Source organism: Qipengyuania profundimaris (genome assembly GCF_030717945.1).
In the GTDB taxonomy this organism is placed as follows: Bacteria; Pseudomonadota; Alphaproteobacteria; order Sphingomonadales; family Sphingomonadaceae; genus Qipengyuania; species Qipengyuania profundimaris.
Window position 1 is genome coordinate 578,041 of record NZ_JAVAIM010000001.1, and the last position, 20,277, is coordinate 598,317.

Annotated in this window: 20 protein-coding genes and 1 pseudogene; 18 read left to right on the forward strand and 3 right to left on the reverse strand. The window is 55.7% G+C overall.

Annotated features, from left to right (window positions below; translation table 11 throughout):
- Positions 1-7: 7 nt before the first annotated feature.
- Positions 8-1,291: pseudogene (locus Q9K02_RS02930) on the reverse strand (YifB family Mg chelatase-like AAA ATPase); the annotation flags it as partial.
- Positions 1,292-1,942: 651 nt separating this feature from the next.
- Between Q9K02_RS02930 and Q9K02_RS02935 the strand changes: the two are divergent.
- The 6 genes from Q9K02_RS02935 (at position 1,943) to Q9K02_RS14525 (ending at position 7,717) form a co-directional block, all read left to right on the forward strand.
- On the forward strand, positions 1,943-3,352 hold the full coding sequence (locus tag Q9K02_RS02935; RefSeq protein WP_305931542.1) for a hypothetical protein: 1,410 nt from the start codon (positions 1,943-1,945) through the stop codon (positions 3,350-3,352).
- Positions 3,345-4,178 (forward strand): hypothetical protein, encoded by an 834-nt coding sequence (locus Q9K02_RS02940; RefSeq protein ID WP_305931543.1) that lies wholly within the window; start codon positions 3,345-3,347, stop codon positions 4,176-4,178. Before Q9K02_RS02935 ends, Q9K02_RS02940 begins: the two co-directional genes overlap by 8 nt.
- Before the next feature lie 3 nt (positions 4,179-4,181).
- Positions 4,182-5,429: a coiled-coil domain-containing protein gene (locus Q9K02_RS02945; protein ID WP_305931544.1), complete on the forward strand. Its 1,248-nt coding sequence runs from the start codon at positions 4,182-4,184 to the stop codon at positions 5,427-5,429.
- A gap of 74 nt (positions 5,430-5,503) precedes the next feature.
- A complete protein-coding gene (locus Q9K02_RS02950; protein WP_305931545.1) occupies positions 5,504-6,334 on the forward strand; it encodes an OmpA family protein in 831 nt (276 codons plus the stop codon).
- A gap of 4 nt (positions 6,335-6,338) precedes the next feature.
- Positions 6,339-7,040: a hypothetical protein gene (locus tag Q9K02_RS02955; RefSeq protein ID WP_305931546.1), complete on the forward strand. Its 702-nt coding sequence runs from the start codon at positions 6,339-6,341 to the stop codon at positions 7,038-7,040.
- A gap of 158 nt (positions 7,041-7,198) precedes the next feature.
- Positions 7,199-7,717, forward strand: coding sequence for a thermonuclease family protein (locus Q9K02_RS14525; RefSeq protein WP_340310320.1), 519 nt, complete (start codon positions 7,199-7,201; stop codon positions 7,715-7,717).
- On the opposite strand, the gene Q9K02_RS02965 is transcribed toward Q9K02_RS14525, so the two are convergent.
- Positions 7,714-8,052, reverse strand: a complete 339-nt coding sequence (locus Q9K02_RS02965) for an excalibur calcium-binding domain-containing protein (RefSeq protein ID WP_305931547.1) — start codon at positions 8,050-8,052, stop codon at positions 7,714-7,716. The genes Q9K02_RS14525 and Q9K02_RS02965 overlap by 4 nt on opposite strands.
- A 267-nt stretch (positions 8,053-8,319) precedes the next feature.
- Between Q9K02_RS02965 and Q9K02_RS02970 the strand changes: the two genes are divergently transcribed.
- The 11 genes from Q9K02_RS02970 (at position 8,320) to Q9K02_RS03020 (ending at position 18,631) form a co-directional block, all read left to right on the forward strand.
- Positions 8,320-9,066 carry a hypothetical protein gene (locus tag Q9K02_RS02970; protein WP_305931548.1) on the forward strand — a complete coding sequence of 249 codons (747 nt, stop codon included), beginning with the start codon at positions 8,320-8,322 and terminating at the stop codon, positions 9,064-9,066.
- A gap of 2 nt (positions 9,067-9,068) precedes the next feature.
- Entirely contained in the window at positions 9,069-10,274 is a 1,206-nt protein-coding gene (locus tag Q9K02_RS02975; RefSeq protein ID WP_305931549.1) for a M48 family metallopeptidase, read from the forward strand.
- The gene (locus Q9K02_RS02980; RefSeq protein WP_305931550.1) at positions 10,271-10,876 is read left to right on the forward strand and encodes a hypothetical protein; all 606 of its coding nucleotides are present in this window, start codon (positions 10,271-10,273) and stop codon (positions 10,874-10,876) included. Before Q9K02_RS02975 ends, Q9K02_RS02980 begins: the two co-directional genes overlap by 4 nt.
- Positions 10,877-10,880: 4 nt before the next feature.
- Positions 10,881-11,210, forward strand: a complete 330-nt coding sequence (locus Q9K02_RS02985; RefSeq protein ID WP_305931551.1) for an excalibur calcium-binding domain-containing protein — start codon at positions 10,881-10,883, stop codon at positions 11,208-11,210.
- A gap of 37 nt (positions 11,211-11,247) precedes the next feature.
- Positions 11,248-11,748 carry a hypothetical protein gene (locus Q9K02_RS02990; RefSeq protein ID WP_305931552.1) on the forward strand — a complete coding sequence of 167 codons (501 nt, stop codon included), beginning with the start codon at positions 11,248-11,250 and terminating at the stop codon, positions 11,746-11,748.
- A 134-nt stretch (positions 11,749-11,882) separates the two neighbouring features.
- A complete protein-coding gene (locus tag Q9K02_RS02995; RefSeq protein ID WP_305931553.1) occupies positions 11,883-12,128 on the forward strand; it encodes a hypothetical protein in 246 nt (81 codons plus the stop codon).
- A gap of 114 nt (positions 12,129-12,242) precedes the next feature.
- Positions 12,243-13,166 (forward strand): COG2958 family protein, encoded by a 924-nt coding sequence (locus Q9K02_RS03000; RefSeq protein WP_305931554.1) that lies wholly within the window; start codon positions 12,243-12,245, stop codon positions 13,164-13,166.
- 48 nt (positions 13,167-13,214) lie between these two features.
- Entirely contained in the window at positions 13,215-16,115 is a 2,901-nt protein-coding gene (locus Q9K02_RS03005; protein WP_305931555.1) for a class I SAM-dependent DNA methyltransferase, read from the forward strand.
- A gap of 17 nt (positions 16,116-16,132) precedes the next feature.
- The gene (locus tag Q9K02_RS03010) at positions 16,133-18,022 is read left to right on the forward strand and encodes a DUF262 domain-containing protein (RefSeq protein WP_305931556.1); all 1,890 of its coding nucleotides are present in this window, start codon (positions 16,133-16,135) and stop codon (positions 18,020-18,022) included.
- Between the two features lie 174 nt (positions 18,023-18,196).
- A complete protein-coding gene (locus Q9K02_RS03015; RefSeq protein WP_305931557.1) occupies positions 18,197-18,310 on the forward strand; it encodes an excalibur calcium-binding domain-containing protein in 114 nt (37 codons plus the stop codon).
- Between the two features lie 21 nt (positions 18,311-18,331).
- Positions 18,332-18,631, forward strand: coding sequence for a hypothetical protein (locus Q9K02_RS03020; protein ID WP_305931558.1), 300 nt, complete (start codon positions 18,332-18,334; stop codon positions 18,629-18,631).
- Between the two features lie 422 nt (positions 18,632-19,053).
- Here Q9K02_RS03020 and Q9K02_RS03025 read toward each other — a convergent pair whose 3' ends face one another.
- Positions 19,054-19,341, reverse strand: a complete 288-nt coding sequence (locus Q9K02_RS03025; protein WP_305931559.1) for a hypothetical protein — start codon at positions 19,339-19,341, stop codon at positions 19,054-19,056.
- A 435-nt stretch (positions 19,342-19,776) separates the two neighbouring features.
- On the opposite strand from Q9K02_RS03025, the gene Q9K02_RS03030 reads away from it, so the two are divergent.
- The gene (locus tag Q9K02_RS03030) at positions 19,777-20,259 is read left to right on the forward strand and encodes a helix-turn-helix domain-containing protein (protein ID WP_305931560.1); all 483 of its coding nucleotides are present in this window, start codon (positions 19,777-19,779) and stop codon (positions 20,257-20,259) included.
- Positions 20,260-20,277: the final 18 nt, after the last annotated feature.

The following is a 20,277-nucleotide window of genomic DNA, read 5'->3' on the forward strand; positions in this document are numbered from 1 at the left end:
CTCCCCCTCAAGCCCGCGGCGCCTGCCTCCGATAGCTGAGCGCTTCCGCGACATGAATGCGACCCACCTGCTCCGCGCCGGCAAGGTCGGCGATGGTGCGGGCGACCCGCAGCATGCGCGTATAGCTGCGGGCCGAGAGGCGCATGGCGGTGGCGGCTTGCATCAGCAATTGGTGGCCCGGTTCGTCGGGCGTGGCGAAGGTCTCGAGCGCTTCGCCATCGAGGTCCGAATTGCTGCGTACGCCGGTTTGCTCGGCGCGGGCGGTCTGGCGCTGGCGGGCGGCCAGCACGCGCGCGGCCACCTCTTCGCTGCCCTCGGCAGGGGGCGGCAGGGCGAGGTCGGCGGCGCTCACGGGGTCGACCTCGACGTGCAGATCGATGCGGTCGAGCATGGGCCCGCTCACCTTGCTCTGGTAGTCGGCGGCGCAGCGCGGGGCGCGGCTGCAGGCGAGCGCCGCATCGCCGAGATGGCCGCAGCGGCACGGGTTCATCGCCGCGATCAGCTGGACGTTCGCAGGAAACGTCACATGCGCATTGGCGCGGGCGACATCGACCGATCCGGTCTCAAGCGGCTGCCGCAACGAATCGAGCACGGCGCGCTGGAATTCGGGAAGTTCGTCGAGGAACAGCACGCCGAGATGCGCGAGGCTGACTTCGCCCGGCTTCACCCGCAAGCCACCGCCGGTCAGCGCCGCCATGCTGGCCGAATGGTGCGGCGCGCGAAACGGGCGGGCGCGGCTGATGCGGCCTTCCTCCAGCGTTCCGGCGACCGATTGCACCATGCTGACCTCCAGCGCCTCGGGGGGCGTGAGAGGCGGCAAGATGCCCGGCAGGCAGCTCGCCAGCAGCGACTTGCCCGCGCCGGGCGGCCCGATCATCAAGAGGTTGTGCCCGCCAGCCGCGGCGATCTCCAGCGCGCGCTTCGCGGTTTCCTGGCCCTTGACCTGCTTGAGGTCCGGCCCGCGCGCAGGCTCTTCCACCTCGCCGCGCTCGGGTGGAGGCAGTTGCTGCGTGCCCTTCAGATGGTTGAGCAGGCTGGCGAGATCGGGCGCGGCGCAGATCGGCACCTCGCTCACCCAGCGGGCTTCGGCGCCCTGCGCTTTCGGGCAGATCAAGCCGCACTCGGCCTCGCTCGCATGGATGGCCGCCAGCAACACGCCGGGCGAGGGCACGATCCGCGCATCGAGCGCCAGCTCGCCCACTGCAATCCACTCGGTCAGCTGCTCGGCATCGGTTACGCCCATCGCCGCCAACAGCGCCAGCGCGATCGGCAGGTCGTAATGCGAGCTTTCGACGGCTGCCCTCCTTAAGACTACTCTACACATGCCCTAATTTTCCTTCTGAGCTTTGTCCTCGGAAACTTGATCCCTGACAATTTCCCTTCGCTCGAAGGGAAGCAGGTGCGGCCCGGAGCCCCTCCAAGTAGTGGAGGGTCGCACCTGCTTCAGGCACAGCGCTTGAGCTTTTTCCCAAGGACCCACTGCGAAGGCAGTGGGCCCGCTCTCACTATTGTCGCGTTAAATCTTGTTGGATTTGGCGCCCGAGTGTTCGTAGCTTGGCAACGACGTTCCATTGGACTGCTGAATGAAAGCAATAAGTGGGCTGGGAGATTGAACGACGCTGCGTCAGACTGCGAGCTATTTTGCCAGCGCCCATAAATTTGACTGGCAGTTCCATCGCAACCAGCATGGGGTTGGCAATACAGTGGTCACTGAGCGCATCCCAATCTGTCGCGCGAGGAGCAAAATAGCAGCGATCTCCTGAGCCCAACGAATTGTGTTAAAAACCAGCTCACGCCATAGTCGAAGTGGCATGAAGATAATTGGTAAACTGGCGGTGAAGGTGTGAATAACTAATCCTTGGCACTGCAGGGCTTACAACTTAGCGAGGATTTGGGGGGTTTCGCTACCAGATGAAATGCCCGAACTTATTGGGGGTTGGGCATGAGTGCCTTCGAGAAATTCAAGAGGCTTGTTGGTCGACCGGATGTAACAATCGCTCTCCCGAGCGATCCCTTCATTGCGATTGATAGGGAAGCTGCCATTGCAAGGTTGAAGCTCGACGAAAAGGGTGAAGCGAATGGAAGAGCTGACTATCCGCCTGAAGACAGCGAGAGCCTTGATGATGTCGAGTCGGAGATCGCTGCTGAAATTTCGGAATACGCTAGTCGTGCGCAGATCGACGCTTCGGCAAACTTCAGGGTGTATGGCGAGAGAATTTCCGAGCTAGCGCTACTTCGGGAACTTTCGACAGTGACTGGTGCGAGCGAAGAAGCCATTGGCGATTATCGAGCCACAGTTATCAAGCGCAAGGGCGAATTGGCTCTCGCGAAAGATGCCATCAAGGAGTCCTACAGCGAGCTCGACGATTTTAAAGCTGAGCATGGTCTAAATCGTCCAGCCCATCGCGGCCTACTTCCCATTTATGCTTACTCAACAATTGGCATTGCCTGGTTCATTGAGAGTGCATTCAACACAGCGTTCTTGCGAGTAAACGATGATGCTGGCCTGATTGGCGGTTTTGTCGCTGCTGCCGTTGTGGCGGCTGTCAATCTTCTTGGTTCTGCGTTTGTCGGCCGTAAAGTTTGGCCATATCTTTTTTACAGGAAAGCTGGCCCGCGCGTCGCAGCTTACTTTGCTACTTCGCTTTGGTTGGTTTTGCTTTTCGCATGGAACCTCCTCGCGGGTCACTTCCGCGATGCAAAGGCTGCCGGGCTGCCCGATCCCGAGGCAGCTGCGTTGGGGCTTTTTGCCGACAACCTATTTCAGTTCGACAGCATCTACTCATACGGCTTGCTCGGCGCTGGTCTCCTGTTCGCCGTCGTCGCAGCAATCGCCGGTTTCAAGATGGATGATCCTTATCCCGGTTATGGTGACATTTATCGGCGGCACGAAGACCGTTGTGAAGATTATGCCGAACAGATCGATGATGCCATGGAGGATCTCCGTGACATTCGAAGAGAAGCGATCGGCGAAGCTGAAGCGCTCCGCGACGAGCTAAGCTCTCAGTTTCGCGAGCGTGGAAACATAATTGCATCAAGGGAGCACTTGCGGACGCGATACCGTGACCACCAAAGCTATTTGGAGGACCAAGCCAACGCATTGCTTAGCTACTATCGCGGTGTGAACACTAGATCTCGTACTTCCGGGGCCCCTCAAAGTTTCAGAAAGAGATGGGAGTTGCAGCGCACAGAGCTTCCAGTGATGCCCAGCGAGCCTCTGATCGACGAAGAGGTCGAGCGCGCACAAAACGCTTTAAGTGCGTCAATCACGACCATCTCTGCAGCCTACAATGAAGCAATCGAGAGCTTTGAGCATCTCGATACCATCAAGGACAACCTAAGGAATGGCTAAACGAGAACGACGGGGGCGTCGCTCTGCCGCGCGCGAGCGGAGGTCACAGGAAAGCTCCAAGGCCTGGCGAAATATCGCCATCGTGTTTGTGTTGATCGGGACCGTCGGCTTTTTCTATATTCAGTCAGTTCTGGGCAATCGCACGTTGGACGACGAGACGCTTTGCCCTTCCCAAATCGAGCGTTTCACAGCGGTGTTAGTTGATGTCACCGATCCGATGAACACGCCTCAACGCCAGGACTTTAGAAATCAACTTGATCGACTGCTTGGGCAAATCGAGCGCTACGAAAAGCTGATTATCGTCAAAGTCGACCCAGTCGGTGAAAGCCTTTTGGTTCCCGTCATCACGCGCTGTAACCCTGGATCGGGCGCTGATGAGAGCGAGGTAGATGGTAATCCCAAGAAGCTCGAGAAATTGCATCGAGAAGGCTTTATTAAACCTATGGAAGAAGCCTTCGACACCTTAATGGAGGCAAGCTCTGCAGACCGGTCGCCGGTGATGGAATCGGTTCAGTCGGTCGCTCTTAGTGAGTTCCAAAAAGCAGGTTTAGAGGGCGTGGAAAAACGCCTTATTGTTGCGTCCGATCTCCTTCAAAATACGGATCGAGTCAGTTTCTACAAAGGTTTGCCAGACGCGGCCGAATTCATTGGAACTCAGAACTTCCACCGGGTCAGCACAGATTTGTCCGGAGTCGAAGTCGAGTTGTGGATGCTCCAGCGAGATGATTCCAGTCAAACACAGCCAATCGCTCTGCCGACGTTCTGGGAGCGCATAATTGGTGAACAAGGGGGCCAGGTCACACGCGTGTACCGGGTAAGCGGGTAATCAATGGAAGAACGAAAGATACAATTCGTAGATAGGCTGCGTGATCGCGGCTTTATCGATCAGTGGTCTTTTGTGATCTTCGCAACCGTCGGTTTCGCTGCAATTTTGTCGGCGAAGTGGTTGGGTGCGGAAACATTCTGGATCGCAGCAGGCGCAGTTGTGCTTATGTTTGTATACGCCGGTATCGTTGGCTGGACTGGCACGGGGAGAGTTCGAGCGGACCAAGCCGGTGACAACTGCTATTATCTCGGTCTGATATATACGCTTGCGAGTTTGTCGTATGCGATCGCAACATTCGATCCAAATGATACGGCGTCAACTATCGTACAGGGTTTTGGGATCGCACTCGCAACAACAATCTGCGGTCTCATTCTACGTGTCTTCTTCAATCAAGGCCGTCCCGACCTCGAGAACGTAGAAGAGCAGGCGCGGCTAGAGTTGACCGAGGCTTCCAGTCGTCTGAAAACCGAGCTCGGCTTAGTCGTAAGACAGATGAAGGACTTTTCAGTCGCGATCCAGCAATCGCTCCGAGAGACGCACGAGGCTGCCATTGAGAGTATGGAGCAATTCACGAAGTCTTCGGTTGATGGCCTCCAAAGTGTGGTCGACACGGCCAACGAAGCCATTCGGGCCGAAGCGAACGACTTTGCGGCCCGAGCGAAGAAATACGATTCTAGCTTCACAAAGCTTCTCGATAAGCTGGATGCTCACTCCAACAGTTTGGAAGGTGTCACAAGCGCGCATGAAAAACTGAAAGAGGCTGCCGAACTTACGCAAAGTGCTGTCGGTGCTACAAACGCTTCGCTCGATGGGCTCGTTGAAGGAGCGAATGAAGCTAGGTCGGCCGTCACGGATATCCGTGAAAGCAGCAATATGACGCGCCAGGCAGCCGAGAATATTTCGAAAGCGGTGGACGAACTGGAAACAAGCATTCGCGCTGTAGCGGAGGAGACCGGGAAACAACTGGAGAACCTGAGCAGTGGGCCAAGCCAGATTGTCACGTCAGCGCTGGTCTCGATAAAAGAGGCATCTGCTAACTTAGCCGAAGAAATTGAAAAGTTGTCATCGTCCCACAACCAGCTTTCAGACGGTCTAACCGATCATAGCAAGGCAGCGTTTGAACGGGTCGAAGCACATAACAGGGCGCTGGACACTGAGCTGGAGAAATCACGTGCGGCGACGATGCGGGTGCACAACGAGCTTGTCGCGACAACAGAGAAGCTGGCGCGCCACGTTGAGGGCCACGCTTAGTGTCTCAATATGATATTCGCCAGGATAAGCCGTATCGCCGAGGTCTGATCCTGGGCTTGACGATGGCCGAGATAATGATCCTGTTGATCTTCGTACTGTTGATGGCTTTGGCTTCGGCGCTGGCAACGCGCGAGAAGAAGCTTGAGGCATTCGAGGACGGTACTGCAACACGGTTAGTTGAGGCCATGCAGGAGGCGTATCCCGACGCACCTGCGGACGAGTATTATAAAGAGCTCGTGCGCGCTCTGGAGGCGCGGAAGCAGGTCGAAGAGATTGGAGAAAGCGGAGCACAGGAAAACCTAGTCGAGGACGCCGGCATAGGCCGTGAAGCTCGCGAAGCGGCAGAACAAGCTGGCGCAGACGATCCAGCTGAGTTTGCCCGAAACGCGATCGAAAAGGCTCGGGCCGGAAAGAAAGGCGAATGGCCTCCGTTCTTCAGCTTGAGTGAGGCAGGAGGTTACTATTTTGAAAGCGGCAAAGCGACGCTCAGGCCGGACTTCGAACGAAAGCTTCGATCTTCGATTATTCCAGCTCTGAAGAAGAATATAGAGGAGTATGGCGTCGATGTTGTCGAGGTCATTGGCCATACCGATGAAGTTCCGATGGTTGGTCAAAGCAACCTCGATCAGACCCTTATTCGTGCTTCAGCAAACCTACTTCCCACCGAGGCTTTAAGGTCAACCGACAATGCCGGCCTTGCGATCGCGCGTGCAGTTGCTGTGGTAAAAATTTTGCGTGCCGATACCCGCCTAAGCGGTGTCACGATCCTGCCACTGTCCGGAGCGCAAATGATCGTGCCGGTCGACAAGGTTGCTGATGGGACGGCGAACACAAGCGATCAACTCAGGCGTCGCATCGAGATCAGGCTGCGTCGATCGACTGAGCAAGTTCAGCCTGCAAACTAAAGCTATGGACGAGCTCGAAAATAATCTGCGACGTATTCGCCAAGCGGTAGATGCGAGGATCACGCGGGATAGCAACCCTTCGAAGTTAGTGTCGCTTGGTGTTGTCGCTACCGGTCCTGAGGTGATCAAGGAAAAGGGAACTTACTCGAGCACGTCTCATGAAGGTGAAAATTCTGGGCCGACAGCTGAGTCGGAGATCGCGTCTGACAAAACCACTGATTACGCTGAAAAGTCTGATCGGAATACTAATCGAAAAGAGGGTCTAGCAGATGATGATGAAAGCCTGGACGGTGCAGGCGCAGAAGAGTTGAAAGCTAATGAGCTACGACCCGCTGATGATGGCGGCGGAGTAATTCATTTACCGGACCATAGTTTTGTCGAGAGCGGCTCACGTTCACACGATGAAGTATCAGTCGAAGATCCGCCTTCGGAGGACTCGATAGCACCTGATGGCCGCGAGGATTCGAACGCCGACACTTCGCGATTAGAAAGCGCAGATCACGAGCGTGTTGATGCTTCTAAGGCAGAACCAGATCAGGCCGCTAGCGGTGCGGAAGAGTCTGTTGTTACAATAGCACCTGACGCGGCTTTACCCGATAGTTCGAGTTCAGAGGGCGCGTCAGAGAATAACATCGATAGCCGAGAGCTGACCGTGGTGAAGAGTTCCATCTGGTCCCGGTTCAAAAAGTGGGTAGGGTTTAAGTGAGGCGATCGAGTCGTAGTCGCCGCCATTCTCGGCCAAAAGCACGGTTCCATCCAAGCACCGAATTCCGGTTCGGCAGGCGCAAGCCGCCTCCGGAACGTATTTTGGGCAAAGGTGCGATGGTTGGGCTTATGATGATAGCAGCCGTCTTTCTCGCTGGAATGGCTGCAGCTTATTGGCCGCAGGATCCGCCTCGGCCCGAAGAACAGAACGTCTCTCTGGCGAGTGGTCGTGAGCCGCCAGAAGAAAAGTCAGCCGCACTCCCCGCACCATTACCGGAAGAGCAATTCGAGCGACCGATCACCGATGCAAAGGCCGTCCTAGGGCAATTCTCGGAGACATTCTCTATTTGCCCGAGGTCCGGCAGATACACTTGTGTTGTTGACGGGGACACATTCTGGATACGGGGTGTCAAAGTCCGCGTGGCAGACATAGACACGCCAGAGGTTTTTCAGCCGCAGTGCGACTTTGAAAAGCAACTAGGCGATCGGGCAACCGATCGCTTCATGGCGCTCTTGAATGCAGCGCCCTTCGAGCTTCATCGTGTCGGAAGCCGCGATGAAGATGGCAATGATCGAAAACTGCGAGTAGTCGTGCGTGATGGTCGATCACTAGGCGACCAGCTTGTCCGTGAGGGCCTTGCTAGGACATGGACTGGCCGCCGCGAGCCGTGGTGCTAGTGCCCGCGGTAAGTTTCGCACGCGACGCCGTCATTGTCCGCATCGAGCGCGGGGCGATAGCCAGGGTCACCGCGGTATAGTGGTGCCGCGCCTGCTGCTCGGGCATCTTTGCAGTAGCGGTAATATACGTCTGAAGAGCCAGCTGATGTCAGGCCGAAAGGTGCGCTTTCATCAGTCATGCCCAACTTCTTTCCAGCCCAAGAAATACCCGCAATGCCGATGAGCGCGAGGATAAGCATGTCGGCGATGCGCATGCGCGATAAATAGCCAAGGAAGCCGCTGCGGCGTTTCGAATAACGCCGCTTGCCGGACCCAGGATAGTAACGCTTAGCCATGCCGCAGAGTGTAACGCGCTCACGTAAATTTGGCGATAAGCAGCATATCGCAGCAGATATGGACTTTTCGCCCTATCGTCAGGGCTTGGAATGCTGGGGCGCAACAATGTTGCGGCGTAAGAGCGAATAGATCGGGCGTTTTAGGTCGCGACAAGCAAACTCCTGTTTACCCGCAAGTTTCCTCGAAATTAATCTTGTAACATTGCAAAACCTTGAAGTAGTTAGGTCAAGGCAAGCCAACACATCGTGGCTTTCAGGGGGTTAGCAATGAAATCGTTTTTTACGTGGATCGCTGCGGCGATGGCGCTGGTGACGTTCGCCAGCGCACCCGCGGTGGCGCAGGAGCGCACCGCGGTTAAGCAGGGGTTCGAACTCGCACCCAACAGTGGAAAACGTATCCTGGTCTTCCGGCCTTCCGTTAGCGTGGGCTCTCAGTCGACAGGCGGTATGTTCGAACCAAATGCTGAATGGACTGAGCAAGCAAAGGCGAACATCCAAGCGTCCCTTGAGGAGCTTCAAGCCCGGCTAGGCAATGAAGTAATCGTCGCGCCAGAAGCCTACGGCAACGACGCGCAAGCTGTGGAAGAGCACATGGCGCTGTTCGCCGCTGTCTCGCAGGCCGTGATCGAATACCAGTTCTTCGTCGGTAATCGACTGCCTACGAAAAAGCGCGACAACAAAGCTGACATTTTTGATTGGTCGCTCGGAGACGCAGTGTCGAAGCTTCCAGGCGCTGACCAAGCCGACTATGGACTCTTCATCTACAACAAGGATGCGTACGGATCGACTGGACGCAAGATACTCCAGGTCGTTGCATTGCTGGGCCCCGGAATAGCCGTGAAGTCGGGCGAACACGTTGGATATGCTGGCCTCGTCGATCTCAAAACGGGCGACCTGCTTTGGCTTAATGCGGACGGTGCCATGGGAGGTGACGTGCGTGAAGTGGATGGATCGCAAAAGCGAGTAAGTCAGCTCCTGGAGGAATTTCCAGGCAGCGATATCGGAGAGGAATGAACGTGTCCGGCGTCCGCTCCGGCCTGGCAGCTCTACTGGCAGCGAGTTGCTTGATTGCTTCTCCGCTCGCTGCCGGACCCGCGCCTAGTCCACCACCGTTCCAGGGTTATTACCAGCCGCAGGGTGTCGATGAGATTGGTTGGTGGGGTGAAGACGACGAAAGCGAACGTCGCCTCGCCGCTTCGCCGTTGGTCATTCGCGACGAAAAGTTGAATGCCTATCTGAAAGACGTCCTTTGCCGTGCAGTGGGCGATGATCGCTGCAATGCGACACGCATTTATGTGATGCGAGAGCCGACGTTCAACGCAACGATGTCGTTCAATGGTACAATGCGCGTGTTTAGCGGGCTGCTGCTGAGGATGCGCAACGAAGCTGAGTTGGCGGCAGTACTTGGCCATGAATTTGGGCATTTTGAGAACCGCCATGGCTTGAACCGGTTCCAGGCGGCCCGAAAGGGGACCGACATCCTGGCATGGGGCGCGCTGCTCGCCAGCATGTCTCCAAGCTACGATGCTCGTCGTACTTACCAGTCTCTCGAAATCTCGGTTTACGGCAATCTTTTTCGCTACAATCGTGATCACGAGCGTGAGGCCGATTTGCTGGGCTTGGGATACCTCAATCGTAGCAGCTTGGCGCCGCAAGCCGCCTCGCAGGTCTGGCAGAACTTGATGGGCGAAATTCAGGCCTCGGCCGTGGCCCGCGGACTGAAAAAACCAAAGTTCAACGCCATTGCTTTCACCGCATCGCACCCACCCGAAGGTGAGCGAGCTGATTATTTGGCAGCGTTGGCGTCGTCCGATGGCGCGCCCAGAGACTATGGTGCGGACCGTTATCGCGCAGCGATGGAGCAATGGCTTCCCGTCTTCCTGGAAGACCAGATCAAATTGAACGATTTTGGGGGAAGCGAGTACATCATAGAAAATCTCGCAAAAGACGGTTGGACAGCCGACTTATGGCACGCTCGGGGAGAGTTATATCGAACCCGTGGCCATCAGCGAGACCTAGTCAATGCGACCGAATTCTATGGTAACGCCATCGCGCTAGATGAACGTCTTGCGGCGGCGCATCGGGGTCTCGGACTGTCTCTTTTCAAAACGGGCGACAGAACACGCGGACAAGCGTCGCTAGGTCGTTATCTCGAGCTCGCGCCCGATGCTGAAGATGCAAGAATGATTGAAATGATGCTCCCTCAGGAGGCTTCCCAATGAATATTTTCGCCCAACGTACCATTGCGCTGGTCGCTTTGGCATCCATCGCGACCATCTCGGTGCCAGCGCATGCCCATAAGCTCAGGGAAAAAGGAGAAACCGTCCAAGTTGCCGATTCCGATGTTACTATGACACCGGCGAGGGACTGGAACCGACTTAATGGGAGGATCGGTAAGCGAACCGAGACGTGGACGCTCGACGGTGAACAGCTAAACGACGTAACGTTCTTTGGAGGTATCGAAGCCGGCAAGCCTATCGTAAAGGAGCGCGACAAGAAACGCGATCCGCTTCCAAAATTCACAGCATCGACCTTGTTGATTGAAGTGCCAGAGTTGCTCGAGGGCACCTACCGCACATATAAGAACCTCGCAGCTTTCCAGATGCTCAATGTGGAGCCGGGGTCGTTTCTGGGAACGCGAGGCGTGCACTTCACGTATGAATTTACGGACGCGGATCAGTTGACCAGAAAGGGAGAGGCGCGAGCGGCAATCATCGAAGGCAAGCTCTATATGCTGACTTTTGACGCGCCCCGACTTCACTATTTCGATCAGACTCTCGCTGATTTCCGCGCTCTAGCGGACACGGCGAAACTGCGATCCTAAGGTAATGGCGCCTCGGCTCAGGGGGGTGATAGGAACTGTCGCCATACTTGCGACGATTCCAAGTCCTGTGCTCGTGCCTTATGCAGCAAGAGCACATCCAGGCGGGCTGGCAGCAGACGGCTGTCACAATGATCGAAAAAATGGCGGTCGACATTGTCATGGAGAGCAGCGGCAGAGCTTGCCGCAGCAGCGGGTCTCGACTGGGACACTTTACTTCGCAAATTGTGATGCCGCACGCGCTGCTGGAGCTGCGCCCATTTCTCGTGGCCAACCAAGCTATGCGTCGCATTTGGACCGAGACGGGGACGGCATGGCGTGCGAGCGACGACGGTAGCGAAATCCACGAGCTGAGCATCCAGGAAACGCACGCTATGTGGAATGACGACAACGCGATTTACGACGATGGTGAGTGGGTTACCTGGACCGAAATCAACTCACATTTGGCGCGGCTCGAGTTCGAAGCCGAATACCCCGACTTGGACGTCGAGCTGGTGCCCATTTTCCAAAAGCTACTGGGCATTGCGGAGAGCTACCATGCTCTGACCGGAAGTCACTTGCAGGTCTATGGAGACTTGGGTGAGCTGTACGGCGCCATCACACACGGCATCAAATTGCATCGCAATTATGCGCAAGGCTCAGATGGCCGGCTTGGAAACGACTTTGTCGAGGTCAAGACGATCACGCCGTTCAAAGCCAAGGACGAGATTGAGCTAAATTTGAAGAGAAATTTCAGCAAGGTTCTGATCGTGAAAATAGACGAGCAGTTTGAGGTCCAGAGTAGGATGATCGATCGAAAGTCGCTCCCCAAGGCAAAGGGAGGCAGGTTGAAACTTAGGTGGTCGGACTTCGAGACGTACCACGATGAAGACTGATCAACATGGGCGACAAGCGTGAGATGCAGCCAAATGATCACGAGGGGTAACTTCTACGACGTGAGCTTCAGGCAAAGCGAGAAAGCGGCCTCGCGAGCATCAACGCAGCGCTCCGAACTTGCTGGCTGAAATCGATGAGCTCGACGAGCGAGGCAATGGTCGAGAAGCACGGCACGAACATTCGTATCGATTTCGATGATTTTGTTCCATTGACTATCGAAGCCGTTCCCGAGGGCACGGACGAAGTCGAATGGCAGTCGCTCAAAAGCGAAGTTGCTCACTGCGCGGAAGCATCGAACTTCGTCGGGCTGCTTCAGCACGAAGTGACGCCGATCGCTTCTTACTTAGAGGCGCTCATGAACCGTCCCGACCGGCGCTAGCGCAGATGTGAACTTTTCTCAGTTTTGTACTGAGTGGTTGTGAGCGCGACCCAGAGACCTCCATGGACAGTTAGCGATCTGTCTTTCATAAGAAAAAGCTCGCACTTGGGGGGAATGATGCAGCTTCGAAAATCGGTCGTAGAGTGCTTGAAAGCTCATCAGGGCGAAAAGCTCAAAGCGAGGCAAATCGCTGAATGGATTTTCGATACTTATCCAGAAGACTGCAAGGCCAAACTGGAGCGGAGCAGCGCTCTCAAGACAGAAGCAGACCTATTGCAACAGCTTGTCGCTGAGATTGGAGCCAACCGCCCCGCGATAACCAAACGCCACCCGCAGGTACGTACAACAGAGGGGCGTCCAAGACGCTATTACTGGTCCGAACAGTCTGAAGAGGCTGAAATCGCAGCGGTCGACGTAGGTGCGCGCGAAGATGCAGGCCGCAACGAAATGCCAGGGATAAGTGAGCACGACCTCTACCCGCTTCTGGCGGAATATCTGCAAAGCGAATTTGACCTTCATACGCGCCGCATCGATGAAAAGCGGTCTTCAAATCGACGAGGACCACAGGGCAATCGATGGCTTTTCCCGGATCTCGTTTCATTTGAAGACCTGACGACTGACTGGTCGCCAGAAGTCAAGGCGTGCGTATCGGAAGCAGGTGGTCAGAAAAGCCGTCTTTGGTCCTTTGAAGTCAAGTTACTGTTGAACCGCTCGAACGTGCGGGAAGCCTATTTCCAAGCAGTGTCAAATTCATCATGGGCGAACTTTGGGTATCTCGTCGCAGGAGAGCTTGAGGGAACGGAGACGTTGAAGGAGCTGCGCATGTTGGCCGCCTTGCACGGTATTGGGTTGATCAAGCTCGACAGCGAGAACCCGCCAGAAAGCCAGATACTGATCCCTTCGCGTGAGCGCGCCGACACTGACTGGGCAAGTTGCAATAGACTTGCTGTTGAGAATTCTGATTTCCGCGAAGTTGTGAACTTGGTCTGGCAATTCTACCGGACGGGCAGCACCAATGCTCGGGATTGGAAAGCTTAGCAATATGGACAGGGTTTTGTCGTTGTGTGAGCTAAGAGATACCCAAGCGTGACCCCAACAGAATTCATCCAAAAATGGCGAAGCGTTGACCTGAAGGAGCGTACTGCCTCACAGTCGCACTTCAACGATATCTGCCGGCTGCTGGATATCGAAGAACCAATCTCGGCTGATCCTAAAGGCGAATGGTTCACCTTCGAAAAAGGCGCGTCTAAGACCGGGGGTGGAGAGGGCTGGGCCGATGTCTGGCGGAAAGAATGCTTCGCGTGGGAGTACAAGGGCAAAAAGAAGGACCTCGACCGCGCATTCGCTCAGCTGCAGCAGTATGCCATCGCGCTGGACAACCCGCCTTTATTGATTGTCAGCGATATGGACCGGTTCCGCGTCCACACCAACTGGACCAACACGGTTCAGGAGATGCACGAATTTTCGGTCGAAGATCTGCTTGATGGCGCAACGCGCGATCTCCTGCGGAACTGCTTTCTTGATCCGGAGCGCCTGAAGCCGGCAAAGACGCGCCAGATGCTGACCGAAGAGGCAGCAGAGGAGTTTTCACAACTTGCACAAAGGTTGCGCGAACGCGGCCACGAGGCTCACGCCGTCGCGCATTTTGTGAACCGGCTGGTATTCTGCATGTTTGCTGAAGATGTCCGGCTGCTCCCCGACCAAATGTTCACGAAAATGCTGAAGGCCAGCATCAAGGCTCCGGAGCGGTTTGAGCTGAATGCCAGCAAGCTCTTCGCAGCGATGCACAAAGGGGGAGATCTCGATTTTACGCCTATCGAATGGTTCAACGGCGGGCTGTTCGATGACGATAGCGCCTTTCCGCTCCAACGCGATGATATCGACAATTTGCTTGCTGCGGCGGAGCTCGACTGGTCGGAAATCGACCCTTCGATCCTTGGCACGCTCTTCGAGCGTGGTCTTGACCCTAGCAAGCGCAGCCAACTCGGTGCGCATTACACCGATCGCGAGAAGATCATGCAGATCGTCGAACCAGTCCTCATCCGTCCCTTGATGGATGAATGGGCGCAGGTTCGCGTCAAGATTGGAGAGGCGATCGCGAAGGCTGAGAAGGCCATAGGAGGAGCGCGGACCAAGGCCGAAAACGAAGCGAAGAAGCTGCAGGCCCAGTGGCATGAGCGTTTGCGCAAGTTCCGCGTTCTCGACCCGGCATGCGGCTCCGGCAACTTCCTCTATTTGTCTCTGCTTGCGCTCAAGGACATCGAGCACTTAACCAATCTTGAGGCGGAGGCGCTTTCTCCGAGCCTCGCAGCGCAATTCCCCAATAGCGGGCCGGAGAATGTGCTCGGTATCGAGCTCAATACATATGCTGCCGAACTGGCGCGGGTTTCGGTCTGGATCGGCGAAATCCAGTGGATGCGGCGCAATGGCTTCGAGGCAGCAAAGAACCCGATTTTGCGCAGTCTTGGCAATATCGAAAATCGCGATGCCGTGCTGGTAACGGACGACGAGGGCAATCCCACGCTCAATGCGGAAGGGCAGCCCCAAAGGGCCGCATGGCCAGAAGCGGATCTGGTGGTTGGGAACCCGCCCTTTCTTGGCGACAAAAAGATGATCGCCGAATTGGGCGAAGATTACACGATCGCCCTGCGTAAGGCCTGGCCGCAAGTTCCTGGTGGGGCGGATCTAGTCTGCTACTGGGTCGCGGGGGCTTGGGATCGAATTGCGGCTAACAAATTGCAGCGTGCAGGGTTGGTGGCGACAAACTCCATACGAGGAGGTTCAAATCGAGACGTATTGAAACCTATTGTCGAACAAGGACGGATTTCTGATGCTTGGAGTGATGAAGAATGGACGGTCGAAGGAGCGGCAGTTCGGGTCTCCCTTATCTGCTTTGATCGACAGTTAGAAGAACCGGCAACACTGAATGGTGAGGTCGTCTTGAAAATTCTGTCTGATCTTTCAGCAAATTTGCATGAGTATGACTTGTCGCGGGCCAAGGCTCTCAAAGCAAATTCGAGCACAGCGTTTATCGGCGACCAGAAAAGCGGTCCTTTTGATATTCCTTATGAGGAGGCTGCAAAATTGTTGTTGGCAAAAGGCAACCCTCACGGGAGGCCGAACGCCGAGGTCTTACGGCCTTGGATGAACGGCATGGACTTATCAAGGAGGCCTGCCGGCAAGTGGATCATTGACTTTGGCTCAGCAATGTCACTGCCAGACGCCATGCTATATGAGATGCCGTTTTCCATCGTAGAAGAAAACGTCAAACCAATGCGTGCGAATGTACGGCGCGATAATCACCGAGAAAATTGGTGGATACATGGGGAGGCAAGGCCTGGAATGCGTCGGGCCCTTTCAACTTGTTCGCGATTTCTGGCCACCCCACGAGTAGCGAAACATCGGATGTTCGCTTGGCTTGATTCAAGCGTACTGCCAGACTGCCAACTTGTAGTAATCGCCCGCGACGACGACGCCACTTTCGGTATACTGCAAAGCCGCTTTCACGAATTATGGGCGCTGCGTATGGGCACTTCGCTTGAGGACAGACCTCGCTACACGCCTTCGACTACTTTCGAGACATTTCCCTTCCCCGAAGGACTGACGCCCGACATTCCTTCAGACGACTATGCCGACGATCCTCGCGCACAGGCAATTGCGGCAGCGGCGGCGCGGCTCGACGACCTACGCCAAAACTGGCTCAATCCACCTGATCTTGTCGAGCGCGTACCAGAAGTGATCGAAGGCTTTCCCGACCGCATTCTGCCGAAAGATGAGGCTGCGACGAAGGAACTGAAGAAGCGCACCCTAACTAACCTCTATAACATCCGACCAGCTTGGCTCGATCACGCTCACCGTGTACTCGATGAGGCTGTTGCGGAAGCATATGGATGGGCTGACGATTTTTGCGCCGGTATACTCACCGATGAAGAAATTTTAGCGCGTCTTTTCCAGCTCAATCAGGAAAGAGGCAACAAGAGCTCTTGATGGTCCTTGAGGGATAAATGCAACCAACTTACATTCCGGTGTCGACCCTTTTCGGCGCTCAGACACGACATACAGTTCCCCTTTTCCAGCGCCCATACGTCTGGAATAAAGAGGACCAATGGGAACCTCTATGGGAAGATATCTCTGGATTGCTCGAACGCTTGGAAGCGCGGAAAAACGAGGAAAGCGTCGCCAGCCATTTCCTCGGCACAATCGTCCTAGATCAGGCCAGCAATCCCACCGGTAGCCTACCGCGACGCGAAGTGATCGATGGCCAGCAGAGGCTGACAACGCTTCAAATAGTTCTCAAAGCTGCCGAGCACGCTATGCGATCGCAAGAAGCTGTTTGTGGTGCTCACTCTGAAGACGGTGAAGGTGAGCAAGCTGAGGCTGAGGATCAGGAGTCTTTTGTGAAAGCGCTCAGTGTAGCATATCGTCAAATCGCGATGCTCACCGAAAACCCGGCGTATTCGGAGGATGTGGAACGTTATAAGGTCTGGCCCACTAACGAGGACCGGCAGCAATTTCGCGCCGTCATGGACGCGAGCTTTGACCAAGAGGGCCTAGATTCCGATTGTCGAATGGTGGCCGCTTACGAGTATTTTCGACAGCAGTTCGAAGCATATCTCTCTGCATCTGGCGAAGCTCTGAGAGCACAGCGCTTCGCTGCTGCTCTGAAAGATTACCTTAAAGTCATCGTTCTCGACTTGGACCCCTCGGACGAGCCCCAAGCCATTTTCGAGACCCTAAATGCTCACGGGACGCCTTTGCTGCCAGCTGATCTGATGAAGAATTGGTTGCTTTGGGAAGCAGCCAGGCAGCAAGCACCTGCCGACGAGTTCTATACTAAGTATTGGAAGCCGTTCGACAGCGACCACGATTATTGGCGTGAGAGAGTAGGTACGGGCCATGCCGCTCGAGCGAGGGTCGATACGTTTCTGCAGAACTGGCTGACTGTACAGATAGTAGAGGCCGTCCCTGCAAAACACTTGTACGACAGGTTTCTTCGGTACACGCGGCGCCAGTCCGATAGGTCGGCTGACCACGAAATTGATCTGCAAGCCTTGATGTCTGGGATACGGCATTATGCCGATCTCTATGAACGGATCGACAAGCCATCTGGCAGTGGAAGGTTCGATAAGTTTCTGCAGCGACTTAAAGTGATGGACGTTGTCGTCTATCACCCGCTTCTTCTGTTGGTCATGGATAGGGTGGGCACTGACGAAAAGATTCTGGGCAGCGCCGCGGAAATCTTGGAGACCTTCTTGGTCCGCCGGATGGTTTGCGGCTATCAGACACGCGGCTACAATACTTTGTCGCTCCGCTTGTTGGCTGCCATCAAGGACTGTGGCGATTACCGCTTGATCCCCGAAATATTCAGGACTGAACTGATCGAGAAGCAAGGCTCAGATAGTTGGGCATGCCCGAGCGACAAAGAATTCCGCGAGCAATGGACGACGCGCCGCTTTTATGGAGGGTTGCGCCGAGACCGCGTCTTGATGATCTTGCAAGCGATCGAAGAGGATTATCAAAGGGCAGCCACGCTAGCCGAACCCATCGTCGCGTTTGATTGGGACAAACTCCAAGTCGAGCATATCATGCCTCGAAAGTGGGCTGAGCACTGGGAGCTGCCTTCGCATGTCTCAGCCGAAGATCGAGACTACATAGTGCATGGAATCGGCAATCTGACGCTGATAAGTGGCAAACTGAATCCGTCATTGTCCAACGCCAGTTGGCTCCCAACAGAGAATTCATCCAAGGGCAAAAGAGATGGGCTTGCTGAGCACAGCTTGCTGCATCTCAATAAGCGATTGCTGACATCGGCCGGAGACGTGTGGAACGAGGAGAAGATTAGGGAGAGGGCGGACGCTTTATGTGACTCTGCAGCGCGGATTTGGTCTGTCTAAATTAGGTTTGCCAGATTAAGCGCCGATACGAGGCTATGATTGGCTAACCCTATTATATGGCAAGGCGGATAGGATGTGAGGGCACAATGAAATTGATCGCAGCCACTGTTCTCGCGCCAAGGACACTGCGCCTCGACGACAAGACCGACGATCAGGTAACGTCTACTATGCGAATTGCGATGCTGTGCGAGCCGCAGAGGCGCCGATCCGATTTTTCGCGGCGAACCCGGCTATGCCAGCCACCTAGACCGAGATAACGATGGCGTTGCATGTGAAAAACGGCGTTGAGCAGACGTTCGGGATTAATAGATGACCGAGAAACGTGTCGAGTTGTTCCGCAGGTCGGACGAAAGCGGCACGCTAGTCATTGACGCTACGCTTAAATCAGACGGATCGCTCGAAGTGTTCTTTCACGACATTGGCGACGCTGCGGAAGCGGCTTTCGGTGACCGGGACTACGAGCATTGGGTCACGGTACCGTCTGAGCATGTTGGCGCATTGGCACTGGCCTTAGTCAAGCACTCCTGGTCGGGAAGCACACACGCAGTCAGCGAGCTGAAAGAACTATGCCAAGCCAACGGCATCGAAGTCGAAGAACACTCGTTCTGAGAGTTCAGCCTGCGCCGCGCGGCTCTCATGACAGTTTGTCACTTTTGTACTTAGTGACCGCTTTGCGCCTTAATCTCGGTCATCCGGGACGTCATCAACACGACCTGAAAGCCGCCGTTCGTCCAGTTCGGAACGTACGGCAGCTACGAGCCACAATTCCGGCCATTTCGGCTGCAGCCCGTGTGGGCCGAAAGCTGCGGTTCGTTCAAAGACGGAAATATAGCAACTATGGTCCAACCGGCGACGTCTGATGCCCTATCTCGTTGCTCAACCTAGGCCCAGGGGACCGATCGCCCTCCAGTTTCAGCTTAAACAGGACCGCGTTCGCTTCGATCACGCGACTGCAGCTTAGGCAGGCGATGCGCAGGTTGTAGCCTCGTCTGGCGACATCGCTGACCGTGTCGAGGCGCATCCGGCCCATGTCAGCGCAGCCGCTTGTCGACATTGATCCGAATGCCGTGGACCATTACGCCGAAGTGCGACTGGCGGCAGGCCGGCAGGCTGAAGCTCCCTTCATGCCCCAGCACCCTCCAGATCGTCGTCACATGGCGCTTCGTCGCGCAGCCGGTCAGCAGCAGATAACCCAAGGCCAGACGATGGAGTGCAGTGCGTTCCAACGGCTCGACTTCTGCTGCGCGATAGCCATCTTGGAGGACGTCCAGAGCAAGCGTGGCGAGGCGATGGATTGCAGGGCGAGGCGCATCGGACATTTCAGTCTATTGATACCCAGACCGGATTCGCCGCAAGTGTGTTGTTCACTCTATGTTCCACAAAGGTAGTGCGACTTACGTAATCCTACTTCCATGGATCAACTTTTTTTTCACTATAAGTGCGCTACAGGTATTTGCATGCAGCGCGCAGACGATCCGCGACCCACGAATGAAGAGACGGAGAGTCCGACTGGCGATCCGGCTCGGCTACGCGCCTTTTTCGAGAGCGCGATATTGGAAGCGGAAGCATGCGGCGAACTGATGATCGCGGCTGACCTAAGTGCCATCGCGGATCGTCTCGTTAAGTCTGAAGTCGATTCGGAAGACCCAAGGACCTAGCTTTCTCTAGCGGGAACATGGTTAACGCTCACTCTTTTTACTCCTGTCACGAATCGCTATTGGAACCGTGTGGGCGAACAGGGAACAGAGGACAGCTTGGCCAAGCTGAGCGAAAAACGGCGTGAGGCGCTGGCCCTTGTCGCTGCGGGATACACCTCCAAAGAGGCGGCTCTTCAACTCGACATTTCCCCGCGAAGTTTCGATGATCGCATCGAAGCGGCTTGCCGCATTCTTGGCGTCGCCACCAGAAACGAGGCAGCGCGCATCTACCGATCTGTGGAAGGAGACCCGGAACGGTTACGGGGTGAACCGTTACGGGTCGGCGAATCCTCTGTTTCCGACGCATGGAAGGCACAGCAGCCGGTCGATCGCCACCTACATGTTTCGGATGCCCTCATCTTTGATCAGAGGGCTTCGTGGCACGGTGATCGGCGCGGATTGCGACCGGGGATCAGGCCTTCCGATCTCGGTGTAACTGGCAAATTGCTCGCCATCGTCGGTGGCGCGATCGCCTTGCTGGCGGTCGCCATCCTGCTGGTGACCTCGGCCAGCGCATTGGGGACGTTTTTCGGAGTCTGAATCCTCCTCGGTCTGTCG

Bases quoted from the DNA above. Each gene is read 5' to 3' on its own strand.
- Q9K02_RS02950 (WP_305931545.1), top strand. From the start codon at position 5,504: ATGATCCTGTTGATCTTCGTACTGTTGATGGCTTTGGCTTCGGCGCTG.
- Q9K02_RS02985 (WP_305931551.1), top strand. From the start codon at position 10,881: ATGGCGCCTCGGCTCAGGGGGGTGATAGGAACTGTCGCCATACTTGCG.
- Q9K02_RS02995 (WP_305931553.1), top strand. From the start codon at position 11,883: ATGAGCTCGACGAGCGAGGCAATGGTCGAGAAGCACGGCACGAACATT.
- Q9K02_RS02965 (WP_305931547.1), bottom strand. From the start codon at position 8,052: ATGGCTAAGCGTTACTATCCTGGGTCCGGCAAGCGGCGTTATTCGAAA.
- Q9K02_RS03000 (WP_305931554.1), top strand. From the start codon at position 12,243: ATGATGCAGCTTCGAAAATCGGTCGTAGAGTGCTTGAAAGCTCATCAG.
- Q9K02_RS02980 (WP_305931550.1), top strand. From the start codon at position 10,271: ATGAATATTTTCGCCCAACGTACCATTGCGCTGGTCGCTTTGGCATCC.
- Q9K02_RS02945 (WP_305931544.1), top strand. From the start codon at position 4,182: ATGGAAGAACGAAAGATACAATTCGTAGATAGGCTGCGTGATCGCGGC.
- Q9K02_RS03010 (WP_305931556.1), top strand. From the start codon at position 16,133: ATGCAACCAACTTACATTCCGGTGTCGACCCTTTTCGGCGCTCAGACA.
- Q9K02_RS02990 (WP_305931552.1), top strand. From the start codon at position 11,248: ATGTGGAATGACGACAACGCGATTTACGACGATGGTGAGTGGGTTACC.
- Q9K02_RS03025 (WP_305931559.1), bottom strand. From the start codon at position 19,341: ATGTCCGATGCGCCTCGCCCTGCAATCCATCGCCTCGCCACGCTTGCT.
- Q9K02_RS03020 (WP_305931558.1), top strand. From the start codon at position 18,332: ATGACCGAGAAACGTGTCGAGTTGTTCCGCAGGTCGGACGAAAGCGGC.
- Q9K02_RS02955 (WP_305931546.1), top strand. From the start codon at position 6,339: ATGGACGAGCTCGAAAATAATCTGCGACGTATTCGCCAAGCGGTAGAT.
- Q9K02_RS02940 (WP_305931543.1), top strand. From the start codon at position 3,345: ATGGCTAAACGAGAACGACGGGGGCGTCGCTCTGCCGCGCGCGAGCGG.
- Q9K02_RS14525 (WP_340310320.1), top strand. From the start codon at position 7,199: ATGGCTGCAGCTTATTGGCCGCAGGATCCGCCTCGGCCCGAAGAACAG.
- Q9K02_RS02970 (WP_305931548.1), top strand. From the start codon at position 8,320: ATGAAATCGTTTTTTACGTGGATCGCTGCGGCGATGGCGCTGGTGACG.
- Q9K02_RS02935 (WP_305931542.1), top strand. From the start codon at position 1,943: ATGAGTGCCTTCGAGAAATTCAAGAGGCTTGTTGGTCGACCGGATGTA.